The organism is Agrobacterium tumefaciens (genome assembly GCA_025560025.1).
GTDB lineage: Bacteria > Pseudomonadota > Alphaproteobacteria > Rhizobiales > Rhizobiaceae > Agrobacterium.
Genome location: CP048485.1, coordinates 493,527 through 509,009, shown reverse-complemented (window position 1 = coordinate 509,009; position 15,483 = coordinate 493,527). Strand labels below are relative to the sequence as shown.

14 protein-coding genes are annotated in these 15,483 nt (G+C 60.4%); 6 read left to right on the top strand and 8 right to left on the bottom strand.

The annotated features are described in order from the left end of the window. Positions 1–3: 3 nt before the first annotated feature. Positions 4–1,347 (bottom strand): chloride channel protein, encoded by a 1,344-nt coding sequence (locus FY152_02450; protein ID UXS31000.1) that lies wholly within the window; start codon positions 1,345–1,347, stop codon positions 4–6. Between the two features lie 150 nt (positions 1,348–1,497). On the opposite strand from FY152_02450, the gene FY152_02445 reads away from it, so the two are divergent. Together FY152_02445 and FY152_02440 are read left to right on the top strand one after the other, a co-directional pair. Continuing rightward, positions 1,498–1,770, top strand: coding sequence for a prevent-host-death protein (locus tag FY152_02445; protein UXS30999.1), 273 nt, complete (start codon positions 1,498–1,500; stop codon positions 1,768–1,770). Further along, positions 1,767–2,066, top strand: a complete 300-nt coding sequence (locus tag FY152_02440) for a type II toxin-antitoxin system RelE/ParE family toxin (protein UXS30998.1) — start codon at positions 1,767–1,769, stop codon at positions 2,064–2,066. The genes FY152_02445 and FY152_02440 overlap by 4 nt, the downstream gene beginning before the upstream one ends. A 3-nt stretch (positions 2,067–2,069) precedes the next feature. Here FY152_02440 and betA read toward each other — a convergent pair whose 3' ends face one another. The 3 genes from betA to betI all read right to left on the bottom strand — a co-directional run bounded on the left by betA (position 2,070) and on the right by betI (position 6,050). Further along, positions 2,070–3,719, bottom strand: a complete 1,650-nt coding sequence (gene betA, locus FY152_02435) for a choline dehydrogenase (GenBank protein UXS30997.1) — start codon at positions 3,717–3,719, stop codon at positions 2,070–2,072. A gap of 216 nt (positions 3,720–3,935) precedes the next feature. Continuing rightward, a complete protein-coding gene (gene betB, locus FY152_02430; GenBank protein ID UXS33190.1) occupies positions 3,936–5,399 on the bottom strand; it encodes a betaine-aldehyde dehydrogenase in 1,464 nt (487 codons plus the stop codon). A gap of 30 nt (positions 5,400–5,429) precedes the next feature. Further along, positions 5,430–6,050 carry a transcriptional regulator BetI gene (gene betI / locus FY152_02425; GenBank protein ID UXS30996.1) on the bottom strand — a complete coding sequence of 207 codons (621 nt, stop codon included), beginning with the start codon at positions 6,048–6,050 and terminating at the stop codon, positions 5,430–5,432. 221 nt (positions 6,051–6,271) lie between these two features. Here betI and FY152_02420 point away from each other — a divergent pair, with 221 nt between their 5' ends. The 4 genes from FY152_02420 to FY152_02405 all read left to right on the top strand — a co-directional run bounded on the left by FY152_02420 (position 6,272) and on the right by FY152_02405 (position 10,393). Continuing rightward, a complete protein-coding gene (locus FY152_02420) occupies positions 6,272–6,820 on the top strand; it encodes an HdeD family acid-resistance protein (GenBank protein UXS30995.1) in 549 nt (182 codons plus the stop codon). A 253-nt stretch (positions 6,821–7,073) separates the two neighbouring features. Further along, positions 7,074–7,310 (top strand): type II toxin-antitoxin system ParD family antitoxin, encoded by a 237-nt coding sequence (locus FY152_02415; protein UXS30994.1) that lies wholly within the window; start codon positions 7,074–7,076, stop codon positions 7,308–7,310. Positions 7,311–7,488: 178 nt separating this feature from the next. Continuing rightward, positions 7,489–9,291: an EAL domain-containing protein gene (locus tag FY152_02410; GenBank protein ID UXS30993.1), complete on the top strand. Its 1,803-nt coding sequence runs from the start codon at positions 7,489–7,491 to the stop codon at positions 9,289–9,291. Between the two features lie 88 nt (positions 9,292–9,379). Continuing rightward, entirely contained in the window at positions 9,380–10,393 is a 1,014-nt protein-coding gene (locus FY152_02405; GenBank protein ID UXS30992.1) for a zinc-binding dehydrogenase, read from the top strand. A gap of 813 nt (positions 10,394–11,206) precedes the next feature. On the opposite strand, the gene FY152_02400 is transcribed toward FY152_02405, so the two are convergent. From FY152_02400 to FY152_02385, 4 genes are all read right to left on the bottom strand, one after another. Further along, positions 11,207–12,247 (bottom strand): sulfate/molybdate ABC transporter ATP-binding protein, encoded by a 1,041-nt coding sequence (locus tag FY152_02400; GenBank protein ID UXS30991.1) that lies wholly within the window; start codon positions 12,245–12,247, stop codon positions 11,207–11,209. Between the two features lie 11 nt (positions 12,248–12,258). After that, a complete protein-coding gene (gene cysW / locus FY152_02395; protein UXS30990.1) occupies positions 12,259–13,131 on the bottom strand; it encodes a sulfate ABC transporter permease subunit CysW in 873 nt (290 codons plus the stop codon). After that, on the bottom strand, positions 13,124–13,981 hold the full coding sequence (gene cysT, locus FY152_02390) for a sulfate ABC transporter permease subunit CysT (GenBank protein ID UXS30989.1): 858 nt from the start codon (positions 13,979–13,981) through the stop codon (positions 13,124–13,126). The genes cysW and cysT overlap by 8 nt, the downstream gene beginning before the upstream one ends. A 191-nt stretch (positions 13,982–14,172) precedes the next feature. Then, positions 14,173–15,198 carry a sulfate ABC transporter substrate-binding protein gene (locus FY152_02385; GenBank protein ID UXS30988.1) on the bottom strand — a complete coding sequence of 342 codons (1,026 nt, stop codon included), beginning with the start codon at positions 15,196–15,198 and terminating at the stop codon, positions 14,173–14,175. Between the last annotated feature and the right edge of the window lie 285 nt (positions 15,199–15,483).

Genomic DNA, 15,483 nt, shown 5'->3' with positions numbered 1-15,483 from the left:
AGGTTAGGTTTCGCTGGCCTGAGCAGCGCGTCTGGCGCGGATGCTCTGGGCGATGAAGACCCGCGACAGGCCATGATAAAGCGGCTCGCGGGAGAAAAGCCGCGACGTCAGATATCCGAGCATCGATGCGGCCATGATAGGCATGACGCCTTCATGATTGCCGGTCATTTCGAGGATGATGACGAAGGCCGTCATCGGCGCCTGCACCACGCCCGCAAAATAACCCGCCATGCCGACGATGGCGCCAAGGCCGATGCTGGTGCCGAGCAGGGTGGCCATGGTGCTGCCGAAACCCGCGCCTACTGACAGCGACGGCGCAAAAATGCCGCCGGGAATACCCGACATCATGGCAAGGAACGTCGCCGCCAGTTTTTCGATGAAGAAGAATGCGGGCGCGGCCTCGCCCTCGATTGCCGCGCGCGCCTGTTCGTAACCGGTTCCGAAGGTCGCGCCGCCCGTTGCGATGCCGAGGACGGCGGAGGCAAGACCGCAGGCGGCGGCGACCGCCAGCATCCGCTTCAGCGGCATGGCCTGCGCGAAGCGCCGGATGCGGGCGGAAAGATGCAAGGCGCCTGCGCTGAACAGCGCACCGAACGCGCCGCCGCCAATGCCGCAGACCAGAATCAGCAGCCAGTCCATGGTCGTTTTCGCCATCACCGAACTGGCGCCGAAATAGGTATAGCTGCCGACCAGCGCCAGCGAGGCGAGGCCGGACAGGATGACGGCGGTGAGGACGAGGCCATTGGCGCGGGATTCATAGGTCTTGCTCATTTCCTCGATGGCGAAGACGATGCCGGCGAGCGGCGTGTTGAAAGCCGCCGCGATGCCCGCCGCCGAGCCAGCGAGAATGAGACCCTTCGCCTGCGCCATGCCGCCCCAGCGGGCGGCCTGCAGCATGATCGAGGCGCCAACCTGAACGGTCGGGCCCTCACGGCCGATGGAGGCACCGGACAAAAGCCCGGCCACCGTCAGTACCACCTTGCCGAAAGCGAGTTTCAGCGACAGAAGCCGCGAACGGTCCGCATCTTCCCGCAGGTGCCGCGCGGCGATGGCCTGCGGAATGCCGCTGCCGCCGGCATTGGGGAAAACCGTGATCGCGAGCCATGCGCAGAGCGTGAAGCCGAGCGGCGTGATGATGAGCGGCAGCAGAAACGCCCTTTTGCCCGATGAGGTCGCCGCAAAGAAAAGGTGCTGGGCGCGATCCGCCGCCCAGGCAAAGCCAACGCTGATAAGGCCAACCGCAATCGCGCCAATCCAGAAAACCGCCCTCGGCCTCCACACCCGCCAGGAGCCCCAGACGACACGGGAACGGCGGAGCATCTTCAGCTTTTTGTAGTCGACGGGCATGGCGGTCCAGATCGGTGATTTTGATGGTCGTCATCAGGCGGGAAGTCCGTTTATCCGCCTCTCGGGCGGGGATTGCAAGGTTTTGCATTTGACAGGCCGCCCCTATCGGCGCACTCTTGGCATCGCAATTGCAACGCATGGAGACGCAATATGAAAACGGCGACATTGCCTTCGCTGCGGGTAACGGCGGATTTTCGCGAGGCGGCGGAAAGCGTGCTGAAGGACGGCGAAACGCTCTCTTCCTTCGTTGAGGATTCCGTGCGCAGGCAGGTGGAAATCCGTAAATCACAGGCAGAGTTCATTGCGCGCGGGCTGGCCTCGCTCGAAGATGCTGAGCGCACCGGTGTCTATTATACCACCGACGATGTTCTTTCGATGATGCAAAAGAAACTTGATGCTGCGAAAGCCGCGAAGCGGAAATGACGTATGAGCTTCGCTATACCGAAGAAGCCTTGGCCGATTTTGATCGCATCTATGATTTTCTGATCGCCTACGACATCGATGTGGCTGAGAAAGCGATCCGCGCCATAAGAGCAGGACTGGAGATTCTCGGCGATTTTCCCTTCAGCTGCCGCAAGGCATCCCCGGAAAACAGCCTGATACGCGAACTCCTCATACCGTTCGGTTCATCAGGCTATATCGTGCTATTCCGCATTGACGGCCCGGAAACCGTCACCATTGCCGCCGTCCGCCACCAGCGCGAGGATGATTACCATTGACCCTCACCGGTCGCTGACGGCCGCGCGTGGGTTCGCCCAAGGTTCCTGATTGGACCGCGGCAGCGGGGTTTTGCCGAGAATGTGGTCCGCCGCTTTTTCGCCGGTCATGATCGACGGGCCGTTGAGGTTGCCATAGGTCACATGCGGGAAGATCGAGCTGTCCGCCACCCTCAAGCCCTCCACCCCGATCACCCGGCATTCGGGATCGACGACGGCCATCGGGTCGTCCCTGTCGCCCATGCGGCAGGTGCCGCAGGGGTGATAGGCGCTTTCCAGATGCTCGCGCAAAAAGGCGTCGATCTCCTCATCCGTCTCCACGTTTTCGCCGGGCTGGATTTCCGGTCCGCGAAAATCGTCAAAGGCTTTCTGGCTGAAGATGTCGCGCGTCAGGCGCACGCAATGGCGGAATTTTTCCCAGTCTTCCGGGTGGCTCATATAGTTGAAGCGGATGACCGGGTCGTCTTGCGGATCTGCGGAACGCAATGTGACATTGCCGCGCGATTTCGACAGGTTGTAACCCACATGTACCTGAAAACCATGGCTTTTCGCCGCCGCCTTGCCATCATAGGAAATGGCGACGGGCAGGAAATGATACTGGATGTCAGGCTGCTTCAGACCCGGAGCTGAGCGCAGGAAGGCGCAGGCCTCGAACTGGTTGGAAGCGCCAAGCCCGCCTTTCGACAGCAGCCATTGCGCACCCGCCACGCCCTGCCAGAACCATGGCAGCCAGGAATAAAGCGAGACCGGCTTGGTGGAGACCTGCTGAAAATAAAACTCCATATGGTCTTGAAGGTTCTCGCCCACGCCCGGGCGATCCGCCTTCACCTCGATGCCCATGTCTTTCAGATGGGCGGCGGGGCCGATGCCTGAGAGCATCAGCAGTTTCGGCGAATTGAAGGAGGATGCCGAGACGATGACCTCGCGATTGGCCGTGACGGTTTCCACCACGCCCTTGCGCTCGATCTCGACACCAACCGCGCGGCCGTTCTCGATGACGACATTGCGGGCGAAACCGTTGACGAGCGTGACATTGCCGCGCTTCAGCGCCGGTTTCAGATACGCATTGGCGGCAGACCAGCGGCGGCCATTGTGGATGGTCTGCTCCATCAGGCCGAAACCCTCCTGCTTGGAGCCGTTATAATCGTCGGTCAGTTCGAAACCGGCCTCAGCGCCGGCCTGAATGAAGGCGTGGAACAGTGGATTGTTGACCGGGCCGCGCTGCACATGCAGCGGCCCATCCGTGCCGCGCCAGCCTTCTTCGCCGCCATGGCTATGTTCCATCCGCTTGAAGTAAGGCAGCACATCCGCATAGGCCCAGCCATGCGCGCCAAGCTCTTCCCAGCGGTTGAAATCCTCGGCATGGCCACGCACGTAAACGAGGCCGTTGATGGAGGACGAACCGCCGATGACTTTTCCGCGCGGCGCCGTAATCCTGCGGTTGTCGAGGTTCGGCTCGGGCTCGGAGAGATAACCCCAATTATAGCGCTTCATGCTCATCGGCCATGCGAGTGCGGCCGGCATCTGGATGAAGGGGCCGAAATCCGAACCGCCGGCCTCGATGACGATCACCGAATAACGGCCGTCTTCCGACAGGCGATAGGCGATGGCGGAGCCTGCGGAACCCGAACCGACGATGACGTAATCTGCTTGCATTTGCGAAATATCTCCAGAATGAACATCTGCGCCTGTGGCTTACCCCCCTCTGTCCTGCCGGACATCTCCCCCTCAAGGGGGGAGATCGACTCGTGGTTGGGTCTCGCCCACCTCAACATTTGCGAATGAAGTGGTGGTAGCGTCTCCTGCCGATCTCCCCCCTTGAGGGGGAGATGTCCGGCAGGGCAGAGGGGGGTAAGCCACAGGCGCCGCCTCTCAATACGGCGCGTCCACCTTCCCCGTGCTCACATAAACCGTCTTCAGCTCGCTATAATGCTCCAGCGCGGCGGCCGAATTCTCCCGCCCGAAGCCGGATTGTTTCGAGCCACCGAAGGGGATTTCCACCGGGCAGAGATTATAGGTATTGATCCAAAGCGTACCCGCCTCCAGCCGGTCGACCACGCGATGGGCGCGGGCGAGATCGGCGGTGAAGACGCCGCCGGCGAGACCGAATTCGGTGGCGTTGGCGCGGGCGAGAACCTCGTCCTCATCGTCAAAATCCAGAACGCACATGACCGGGCCGAAGATTTCTTCGCGGGCGATGGTCATGTCGTCGGTCACATCGGCGAAGACGGTCGGCCGCACATAAGCGCCCTCGCCCGCCACATTGTTGGGAATGCCGCCGCCGGTGATGAGCGTCGCGCCCTCTGCCTTGCCCTTTTCGATATAGGAAAGGACCTTCTCCTGCTGGGCCTTGGAGACCAGCGGGCCGAGATGGGTGGCGTAGTCGAGGGGATCGCCGAGGATCATCGACTCGGTGCGGCGCTTCAGATTGTCGAGGAAACGCTCCTTCGCCTTTTTCTGCACAAAGACGCGGGTGCCGTTGGAGCAGACCTGGCCGGAGGAATAGAAGTTGCCAAGCATGGCCCCGCCGACAGCGCTTTCGATATCGGCGTCGTCGAAGACGATCAGCGGCGACTTGCCGCCGAGTTCCATGGTAACGTGCTTCAGATGCCCGGCAGCGGCAGCGGCCACCTTGCGGCCGGTCGGGACTGAGCCGGTAAGCGAGACCTTCGCCACATCCGGGTGGTTGACGAGCAGCGGCCCGGTATCGCGATCACCCTGAATGACGTTGAACAGGCCCTTGGGCAGGCCGGCTTCGATGAGGATTTCGGCGATCTTCAAGGCGCCGAGCGGGGTATTTTCCGAGGGCTTGAAGACCATGGCATTGCCGGCGACCAGCGCGGGCGCCGCCTTCCAGCAGGCGATCTGCTGCGGATAATTCCACGCGCCGATACCGACGCAGACGCCGAGCGGCACGCGCTTGGTATAGGCGAAATCGCCACCGAGGGGGATGTAATCGCCGTTCAGCGCGGAAGGTGCGATACCGCCGAAAAATTCGAAGGCATCCGCGCCGGAGGTCGGGTCGGCGACGATGGTTTCCTGAATGGGCTTGCCGGTATCCAGCGTCTCCAGCGTCGAAAGCGCATCGTTGCGCTCGCGCATGATATCGGCGGCGCGTTTGAGGATGCGGCCGCGGGCCATTGGGCTCATCGCCGCCCATTCCTTCTGCGCACGTTTAGCGGAGGCGATGGCGCGCTCGACGATGGCAGGCGTTGCCGCATGCAGCCTCGCGATCACCTCGCCGGTGGCCGGAAAGATGCTTTCGAACGGCGTACCGGCCGTGTCTTCGACATAATCCCCGTCGATGAAATGCGAGGCTTTCGGCTGCGCCTTCAGCGGCGTCGCGATGGTCATGTCGAAGTCTCCTTAAAGAACACGGATGGACGGCTTTGGGCGCTGTCCATCGGGAAAAGATTTGAGCTGCATGTCGAAGTAATCCTCGACAAGCGCCGGTGCGGAGGCAAGGCCGAGTGGCGCTGAGCGCAGGCTATGGCGAATATAAAGTCCGTCGATCAGGGCGGCCGCGCCTTCCGCGATGCGTGCGGCATCGTCTGGCGGGCAGAGCCGGTTGAGGCTCGCCATGAGGTTTGACCTGAGACGGCGCGAATAGAGCACGAGCAGGCGGCGGGTTTCTTCCGAACGCTGCGCCTCGACATAAAAGGCAAGCCATGCCGCCACCGTCTCCGGTGTGAACTGGTCGCTCTGGAAGGAGACATGGACGATGGCGCTCAGCCTTGCGCGCGGACCGGAAGCACGGGTCAGCGCCGCGACCGCATCGCGCCGCAGGTCACGCAGCAGGCTGCGGATGGTTTCGAGAAGAAGCTGCTGCTTGCTGCCGAAATAATGATGCGCAAGGGCGGCCGACACGCCCGCTTCCCGGGCGATGTCAGACATTGTCACATTCAGCGAACCATGGTGGCCTATGGTGCGCAGTGCCGCATCCACAAGCGCCTTCCGGCGCAAAGGCTCCATTCCGATCTTGGGCATAAGTGTCTCCTTGATGGCGGGCAAAATATTCTTGATTGATCAATCAATCAATAAAAAATGCGCCATTTCATGTCGCGGATGTGCTGCCGGGCGGAAAGACTGAGGCGCAGACGGTTTTGCCGCTGCGTGCGCTTCATGATCTGGATCAAATCTTCGGCATTCTCGTTGCGCTATGCTGCAATCGTGATAGCTTTACCGCGACCATTCATGGAGACAGCGAGATGACACACAGTCTCAATGCGCCTGGATTTTCACCCCTCAGAGCGAAGTGGGGTTGGTTTCTGGCCCTTGGCCTCGTTCTTCTGGCCTTTGGGGTCATTGCGCTCGGCAATCTTCTCGTCGCCACCGTCGCCTCCGTATTTTATGTCGGGGTCATGATGCTGATGGGCGGCATTTTGCAGCTTTTCCATGCCTTTCAGGTGAAAGGATGGGAAAGTGCACTGTTCTGGACACTGAGCGGCCTGCTTTATGCCATTGCCGGTGTCATCGCCTTTCAAAACCCTGATCTGACCGCGGCCGTGCTGACATTGTTGATGGCGGTATCGCTTATTGTCGCCGGCATCTTCCGCCTCGTCGTCGGCTTCCGGCTGAAACCGGCAACGGGCTGGGGCTGGGTTACCGTGGCGGGTGCGGTGACGGCACTTGCGGGCCTGGTGATCGCCGCCGGCTGGCCGGTGAACAGCCTTTGGGTCCTTGGCCTGTTCCTGGCGATAGACCTTATCATGCAGGGCTTTGCGATGATCGCGCTCGCCATGGCCATGCGGTCATGAGGGCGTTTGCGGCGCGTCTGTGACCTCATATCAAGCAGACGCCCGTCATGGAAAAACTAAACCCTTATATACTGCAAATTGGGTATGGAACGCGTTTCGTGGTAAGATAGACGATGATACCAATTTCGCTGGAAGCGGCGTCCAGACGAAAACCTCAAAAAACGACCGCCCGCAAAAGATTGCCATCGCCCCGTCCGCACAGCGGACATCTATCGGGTTGCTTATGGCGGTCATTGAAAAAGGGAGTGATATCATGCCAATGGTGACAGTATCGATTTCCCCGGAACAGGCAGCAAGAATGCGGGAGGCCGTGAATTGCGGCGCTTACGCATCCGGCAGCGAGGTCGTCAGGGCCGCGCTGAGACTATGGGCGGCCTCTGCCGAACACGGCGTCGGCACCAAGCCGGCAGAACCTGTCGAGGCGGACCGCGAGCGCATGAATGTTGCGGAGCTTTACGCCGCTCACACGGGTCATGCGCGCCGGGCCTAAGGCTTGGTGCGCCCCCTCTTCGATATAGGGGCCGTTACAAAACGTTCATCAAAGCTTCACAGTCGTGAAAGCTTTTGTTGACCTGTAATCTGCAATTGTTGCCGCAAAAGAGACGGGTCCTGTGTGGGTATTCCACGCGCATGCCAGCAACGGGACCGGCAAGAGCGGAGAAACAGGAATGCAGGCCGTCACGGTGGAAAACGATGTCATAAGGCGGTTTGCCTCCGGGCAGATGTTTCCAATGGCGAAGCTTGTGCTTGAAACCGCGTTTCAGCCCATTGTCGAGGCAACGACAGGCACGATCTTCGGTTATGAATCGCTGATGCGTGGCCATGACCGGCTGGGTTTTTCCAATCCGCTGGCGCTTCTCGACCAGGCTGCTGCGGATGGCGAGCTGAAGGCTTTCGAGCAGATGCTGGCAAGCCGGGCGCTGGCAAAATTCTCCACCCTGCCCGATTTTTCCTCTACCACCCTCTTCCTCAATCTGGATGTGCGGCTGATCCCGCATGGCGACGCCATTCTCGACAAGCTCGTCGGTCATCTGGCGCGGGCGGGCATTCCGGCCTCCTCCATCTGTTTCGAGCTTTCCGAACGTTTCGACAATACCAGCGTGCCGGAATTCACGGCGCTGATTGCCCGCATGCGCAAGGAAGGCTTCAAGCTGGCGATCGACGATTTCGGCGCCGGTCACGGCGAGATGAAGCTGCTCTGCGATTTTCCGCTGGACTACCTGAAGATCGACCGGCATTTCATCCACGGCGTCGACCATCTTCCCCGCAAGCAGCATCTCGTCCGCAACATCGTCAACATCGCCCATGTTCTCGGCGTCCGGGTCATTGCCGAAGGCATCGAAACGGAAGCGGAATTTCTGACCTGCCGTGAATTCGGCGTCGATCTGGTGCAGGGCTGGCTGATCGCCAGGCCCACGGTCTTCACCAGCGAACTTCCCGAAAGCTTTCCGCACCTCAACCGCATCGGCGTGACGCGGCGCAGCAGCCAGACGCTCGACGAAATCCTCATTCGCCGGGAAATCGAGCGGCTTCCCACCGTCTTCGAACATGACAGCGTCGACAATGTCTTCGAACTGTTCCGCCGAAACCCGCAGCAGGCTTTCTTCCCCGTGCTCAACGCCAATGGCGAACCGCGCGGCGTCATCAACGAATACCACCTCAAGGAATATATCTACCGGCCCTTCGGCCGCGACCTGCTCAAGAACAAGATCTATGAGCGCACCATATCCCACTTCGTCGACCCCGCGCCCATAGTGGGTCTCGATGCCGACGCCGACCAGCTGATGAACATGTTCGCCAGCATGGGTGGCAGCGCCTGCATCATCCTCACCGAAAACATGCGTTACGCCGGCATCGTCTCGGCGGCTTCGCTCATCAAGGTCATCAATGAAAAACAGCTGAAAATGGCGCAGGACCAGAACCCGCTGACGGCGCTGCCCGGCAACCGTGCCATTGGCGGCTTCATTACCGACAGCTGCAGCGATGGCGACGAGGCGCGCTTCTTCTGTTATTGCGACTTCGACAATTTCAAACCCTTCAACGACAAATATGGTTTCAACGCCGGCGACCACGCCATCACGCTGTTTTCGGCCCTGATGCGACGCTATTTCTTCGCCGGCGACTGCTTTCTCGGACATATTGGCGGCGACGACTTCTTCATCGGCGTGCGCGACTGGACGGTGGAGGAACTGACGGAAATTCTCGAGAGGCTGCTCAGCGATTTTCACGTCGATGTCGCCGAGCTCTATTCGGATGAAGACCGCGCCGCCGGCTGCATGAAGGGCCAGGACCGCCACGGCAACGAGCGGGACTTCGCGCTGTTGCGCTGCTCAATCGGCGTTCTCACTCTGCCGAAGGGGCTGATCATTGCCAATCCTGAGCGCATCGGCGGCGAGATCGCCGGTATCAAGGCGGCTGCGAAGGAAAATGACAGCGGCCTCGTCATCAGGGTATTCGGCGAGACAAAATGACACTCGTGACAAAGGGACTTCTTCCCTAAGCGGCGCATCTGACCTACATCTTCAGGCGACGCCGACAAGTGAGGAGTTGCCCCTGGCCATGCCCGACACGACGACCCTGCCCGAAAAAATGCGCTTCATCGACCTTCCCTCCCATGGCGGCCCGGAGGTGATGCGCCTTTCGCATGCGCCTTTGCCCAAGCCCGCGAAAGGCGAGGTTCTGGTGAAGGTCGAGGCGGCGGGCGTCAACCGGCCGGATGTCGCGCAGCGGCAGGGCATCTATCCGCCGCCGAAGGATGCAAGCCCGATCCTCGGCCTTGAAATCGCCGGCGAGGTGGTTGTGCTGGGTGAAGGCGTTACCGAATTCAAGGTGGGCGACAAGGTCTGCGCGCTCGCCAATGGCGGCGGTTATGCGCAATATTGCACCGTGCCGGCCGGGCAGGCCCTGCCCTTCCCCAAGGGCTACGACGCCGTCAAAGCGGCGGCTTTGCCGGAAACCTTCTTCACCGTCTGGGCCAATCTCTTCCAGATGGCGGGCCTCACCGAAGGGGAAAGCGTCCTCATCCATGGCGGCACCAGCGGCATCGGCACAACGGCGATCCAGCTTGCCAAAGCCTTCGGCGCGGAAGTCTATGCCACGGCGGGCTCGACGGAAAAATGCGAAGCCTGCGTGAAGCTCGGCGCCAAACGGGCGATCAACTATCGTGAGGAAGATTTCGCCGCCGTCATCAAGGCTGAAACCGACGGCAAGGGCGTCGATGTCGTTCTCGACATGATCGGTGCGGCCTATTTCGAAAAGAACCTTTCGGCACTCGCCAAGGACGGCTGCCTGTCCATCATCGCCTTCCTGGGCGGCGCCGTGGCCGAGAAGGTCAACCTCACCCCCATCATGGTCAAGCGCCTCACCGTCACCGGCTCCACCATGCGCCCCCGCACGGCCGACGAAAAACGCGCCATCCGCGACGACCTTGTCGCAGAGGTCTGGCCGCTCATCGAAAGCGGTCAGCTGGCACCGGTCATCAACCGGGTCTTCACGATGGATGAGGTCGTGGAAGCGCACCGGCTGATGGAAAGCAGCAATCATATCGGCAAGATCGTGATGCGGGTGTCGTGACGCCCGGCGCGTCCCCTGGAAGTAATCCCTCTTGCATTACTGACGAATCGTACTACCTTCTAGTTATGTTCAACGTATCGGAAGGAGGTGATCCAATGTCTAGTGAGATTTCGGTCTCTGGTGCAGGCAATGGAAAGGGTGTGTTTTCGACGGGGCAACCCTCGGCGTAAAACCTCTAGCCTTCGGAACGTTGAGAAACAGTCCCGGGTCTGTAAACAGGACCAAACTCATGGAAGGGTCGCTTCGGCGGCCCTTTTCCGTTTTTGCTTATTACTTCGACTATTGGGGAAATCTGTGCCTCGAATGCCAGTGCGGCAAGCTCGATACTCGATGCTACTCGTGACACGTCTCTTCCGTCATGCCGGGCTTGACCCGGCATCCAGCAGGCGCGCGTCTGCGCGACGAGAGGACTCCTTTCAGCCCAAGGACTTGGGCTGGCTGGATACCGGATCGGGGCAGGTATGACGGAAAATTGAAGCGCGTCGCATGAAGGAGATCACAGTACACCACAGTTGAAATCGTCGACGGTGCTGGGTGTCGTTACCCCCCTCTGCCCTGCCGGACATCTCCCCCTCAAGGGGGGAGATCGACAAGAGGCTTTCTCGCCACTTCATCCTCGACCGTCGAGAGGTGCGAGACCTCGCCACGGAACGATCTCCCCCCTTGAGGGGGAGATGTCCGGCAGGACAGAGGGGGGTAACGACGCGCAGCACACTCGATGATTTCAACTGTGGTCTACTGTGGAATCAGATTAAACGTGACGCGCGTTAAAGAGCGACAAGTCATCGACCGTCAACTGCGGTCACCTCACCCCTATTTCTTCCCAAACACCTTCCACCGTGTCGGCCGGAAGCGCAGCTCCGCCCCCACCGCCACGGCGGCGTTGAGCGGCACTTCGATTTCGAGGTGATAGGGCTCATGGCCGTTATTGGCGATGTCGATTTCGGCGATGCGGGTGCCCGCGAGGCGGCGACAGGTGGTGACCTTGCCGTAAAGCGCGTCCTTCTCCCCAGTCAGCACCACATCTTCCGGGCGGAAGAAAAGCTCGCCCTCGCCAGAGCCGCTCTCATCGATGCCGATGCTTTCGCCCTGGAACAGCACGTGGCCGTCGCGGATCGTCACCGGCAGGCTGGAGGATTCGCCAATGAAGGAGAAAACGAAGGGGGAGTTGGGCGTGTCGTAGACATCGTCAGCCGTGCCGACCTGTTCGATCTTGCCCTGGCTCATGACGACGACGCGGTCGGCCAGTTCCAGCGCCTCTTCCTGATCGTGGGTGACGAAGACGGTGGTATGGCCGGTGCGGTCGTGGAATTCGCGCAGCCAGCGGCGCAGCTCCTTGCGCACCTTGGCGTCAAGCGCGCCGAAGGGCTCATCGAGGAGCAGCACCTTCGGTTCGATGGCGACGGCGCGGGCAAGCGCCACGCGCTGACGCTGGCCGCCGGAAAGCTGCGAGGGGTAACGCTTCTCAAGCCCGGAGAGGTGCACCATGTCGAGCAGTTCGGAAACCCGTCTGCGGATTTCCGCCTTGGGCGGACGCTTGGCCGAGGGCCGCACCTTGAGGCCGAAAGCGATATTGTCGGCCACCGTCATGTGGCGGAACAGGGCGTAATGCTGGAACACAAAACCGACATTGCGCTCCTGCACCGTGCGGTGCGAGGCATCCTCGTTGCCGAAGAAAATCTGGCCGGTCGTCGGCTGCTCGAGACCGGCAATGAGACGCAGAAGCGTCGTCTTGCCGGAACCGGAAGGACCGAGCAGCGCGATCAGCTCGCCGGAACGAATGTCGAGCGACACATCGTTCAGCGCCGGAAAGCGATCGAACTGCTTGGTGATGCCGGAAACTTTCACTTCCATGAAGATGCCTTTCAATGCTTGCCGGCTGCGTTGCCCGCGCCAAAGCGTATTTCGAGAATGGTTTTGAGAACGAGCGTCACCAGCGCCAGACCGGCGAGCAGCGTCGCCACGGCAAAGGCTGCGCCGATATTGTACTCATTATAGAGTATCTCGACATGCAGCGGCATGGTGTTGGTCTCGCCGCGAATATGGCCCGAGACCACCGAGACGGCACCGAACTCGCCCATGGCGCGGGCGTTGCAGAGCAGCACGCCGTAAAGCAGGCCCCATTTGATGTTGGGCAGCGTGACATACCAGAAGGTCTGCCAGCCCGAAGCACCAAGCGAAATCGCCGCCTCCTCGTCGCCATTGCCCTGATCCTGCATCAGCGGGATCAGTTCGCGCGCGACAAAAGGAAAGGTGACAAAGATGGTAGCGAGCACGATGCCCGGCACGGCGAAGAGGATCTCGATGCCGTAGCTCTTCAGCCATGGCCCGAGCACGCTGTGGGATGAGAACAGGATGACATAGACCAGACCTGATATGACCGGCGAGATCGAAAACGGCAGGTCGATGAGCGTGATCAGGAACGCCTTGCCCTTGAACTCAAACTTCGCAATCGCCCAGGCGGCCATCACCCCGAAGACCAGGTTGAGCGGCACCGAAATGGCGGCGACGAGCAGCGTCAGGCGAATGGCGGAGAGTGCATCCGGCTCGACAATCGCCTCCCAGAAGCTTTCCGCACCCTTGCGGAAGGCTTCGAAGAAGACCGAGACCAGCGGCAGAACCAGAAAAGCAGCGAGGAAGACGAAGGCAATCGCGATCAACGCCAGCCGGGCGGGAAAGCTCTCGCTGGCGGGGTCGCGGAACGGCCGGGGGGACGTGCGGGAAGCGGTCTCAGACATAACCGTACCTCTTGCGGCTCCAGGCCTGAATGAGATTGATGAGGAACAGCATGGCAAACGAGATGATCAGCATGATGGTGGCGATGCCGGTCGCGGCCGCATAATTGAACTCCTCCAGCCGGATGACAATGAGAAGCGGCGCGATTTCCGAGACGTAGGGAATATTGCCGGCGATGAAGATGACCGAGCCATATTCGCCGACGCCGCGCGCGAAGGCGAGCGCGAAACCCGTGAGGATGGCCGGTGTGAGGCTCGGCAGCAGAACGCGGGTGATGGTCTGGAAACGGTTCGCGCCAAGCGTGGCGGCCACCTCCTCCACCTGCCGGTCGATTTCTTCCATGACCGGCTGCACGGTGCGGACCACGAATGGCAGGCCGATGAAGATCAGTGCGATGACGATGCCGGTCGGCGTAAAGGCGATCTTGATGCCGAAGGGTTCGAACAGCGAACCGACCCAGCCGCGATTGGCATAAAGCGTGGTCAGCGCGATACCGGCGACCGCCGTGGGCAAAGCAAAGGGAAGGTCGACGATGGCATCGACGAAGCGGCGGCCGGGAAAACGGTAACGCGTCAGCACCCAGGCGACGATGACACCGAAGACCGCGTTGACCAGCGCGGCAAGAAATGCCGTTCCGAAACTGACACGCAGCGCATTCAGCGTGCGGCTATCCGTGGCAATCGCAATGAAATCTGAAAAACCCAGTTTCGCCGTGGACCAGACAAGGCCGCCAAGCGGAATAAGAATGATGAGAAACAGATAGGTCACTGTGTAACCAAGCGTCAGGCCGAAGCCCGGTATGACGCTCGACTGCCGCCATTTCCACCTGTTTCCGGAAGTATTATTGCTCATCAAGGCTCCGGATAATCTTTAGTTTGGTGCATTTCCGAACAGAAAACCGGGGGCCGCTTTTCCTGAAAATGCTCTCTGGGAGCCGGTGTTCCCCGGCGTTTATTATAAAGTATCGACCGGCACGGTGTCCGGTCGATCAGGCTTTTTTTCTGTTGTCTCAGCGAGCGGGCGATTTTCAGCCCATCATCCGCTTACTTTGCGGGCTTGTAAATCTGGTCGAAGATGCCGCCGTCACCGAAATGTTCAGGCTGCGCTTTGGCCCAGCCGCCAAACTGCGGGTCGTCGATGGTGACGAGCTTGATGTCGGGCAGCTGCTTGAGCAGATCCTTGGAGACCACGGCGGGGTTGGACGGGCGGTAGAAGTGCTTCGCCGCAATATTCTGGCCCTCGTCGGAATAGAGGTATTGCAGATAGGCTTCCGCCGCCTTGCGGGTGCCCTTGGCGTCAACATTGGCGTCAACCACGGCGACCGGCGGTTCGGCAAGGATCGAGATCGGCGGCACGACGATATCGAAAGCGTCAGCGCCGAATTCCTGGCCGGCGAGATAGGCCTCGTTTTCCCAGGCCAGCAGCACGTCACCGATCTGGCGCTGTGCGAAGGTGACCGTGGAGCCACGGGCGCCGGTGTCGAGAACCGGGGCGCGCTTGTAGAGCTCGCCGACATAGGCCTTGATCTTGTCCTGATCGCCCTTGAATTCTTCATTCGCCCAGGCCCAGGCCGCCAGATAGTTCCAGCGCGCGCCGCCCGAGGTCTTCGGGTTCGGCGTGACGATCTGCACGTCGCCCTTCACCAGATCGCCCCAATTGTGGATGCCCTTGGGGTTACCCTTGCGGACCAGGAAAACGATTGTCGAGGTGTAAGGCGAAGAATTATGCGGCAGGCGGGTGCGCCAGTCCTTGTTGATCTTGCCGGAGTTCTGGACGATGGCGTCGATATCGCTCTGCAGCGCCAGCGTCACGACGTCCGCTTCCAGACCGTCGATGACCGAGCGTGCCTGCTTGCCGGAGCCGCCATGCGACTGCTGGATCGTGACGTCCTCACCGGTGTCGGCCTTCCACTTCTTGGCGAAGGCTTCGTTGAAATCCTTGTAGAGTTCACGGGTCGGATCGTAGGACACGTTGAGCAGCTTGGTCTGCGCGGCGGCCGAGCCAGCGCCGCCAAGTGCCAGTGAGAGGCTAAGCGCAACAACGCTCAAACCGGACAGAAGCTTGGACATCGGTATTCCCTCCTGATTGCGATGGCTTAACTCTACCGGCTGAGTAGAGTTGGTCAATGAGGCCGAATACGATCGAAAAAGTGTTTCCCGAGAGCGTTTCCACGGGCAACAAATACAGCGCAGCATAAGCGAAAGGCGCAACAAGCGTCGTGTAAAACTTTTCTGAATGCAAAAGCATTTCACATTTTTGCCGATTTTTTGCCGCGATGGCGAAAAATATTCTGGGGTTTTAGACGATTTTTTCGTTTGGAAGGAACGAGGCAAGGGGATCATTACAATCTCCTC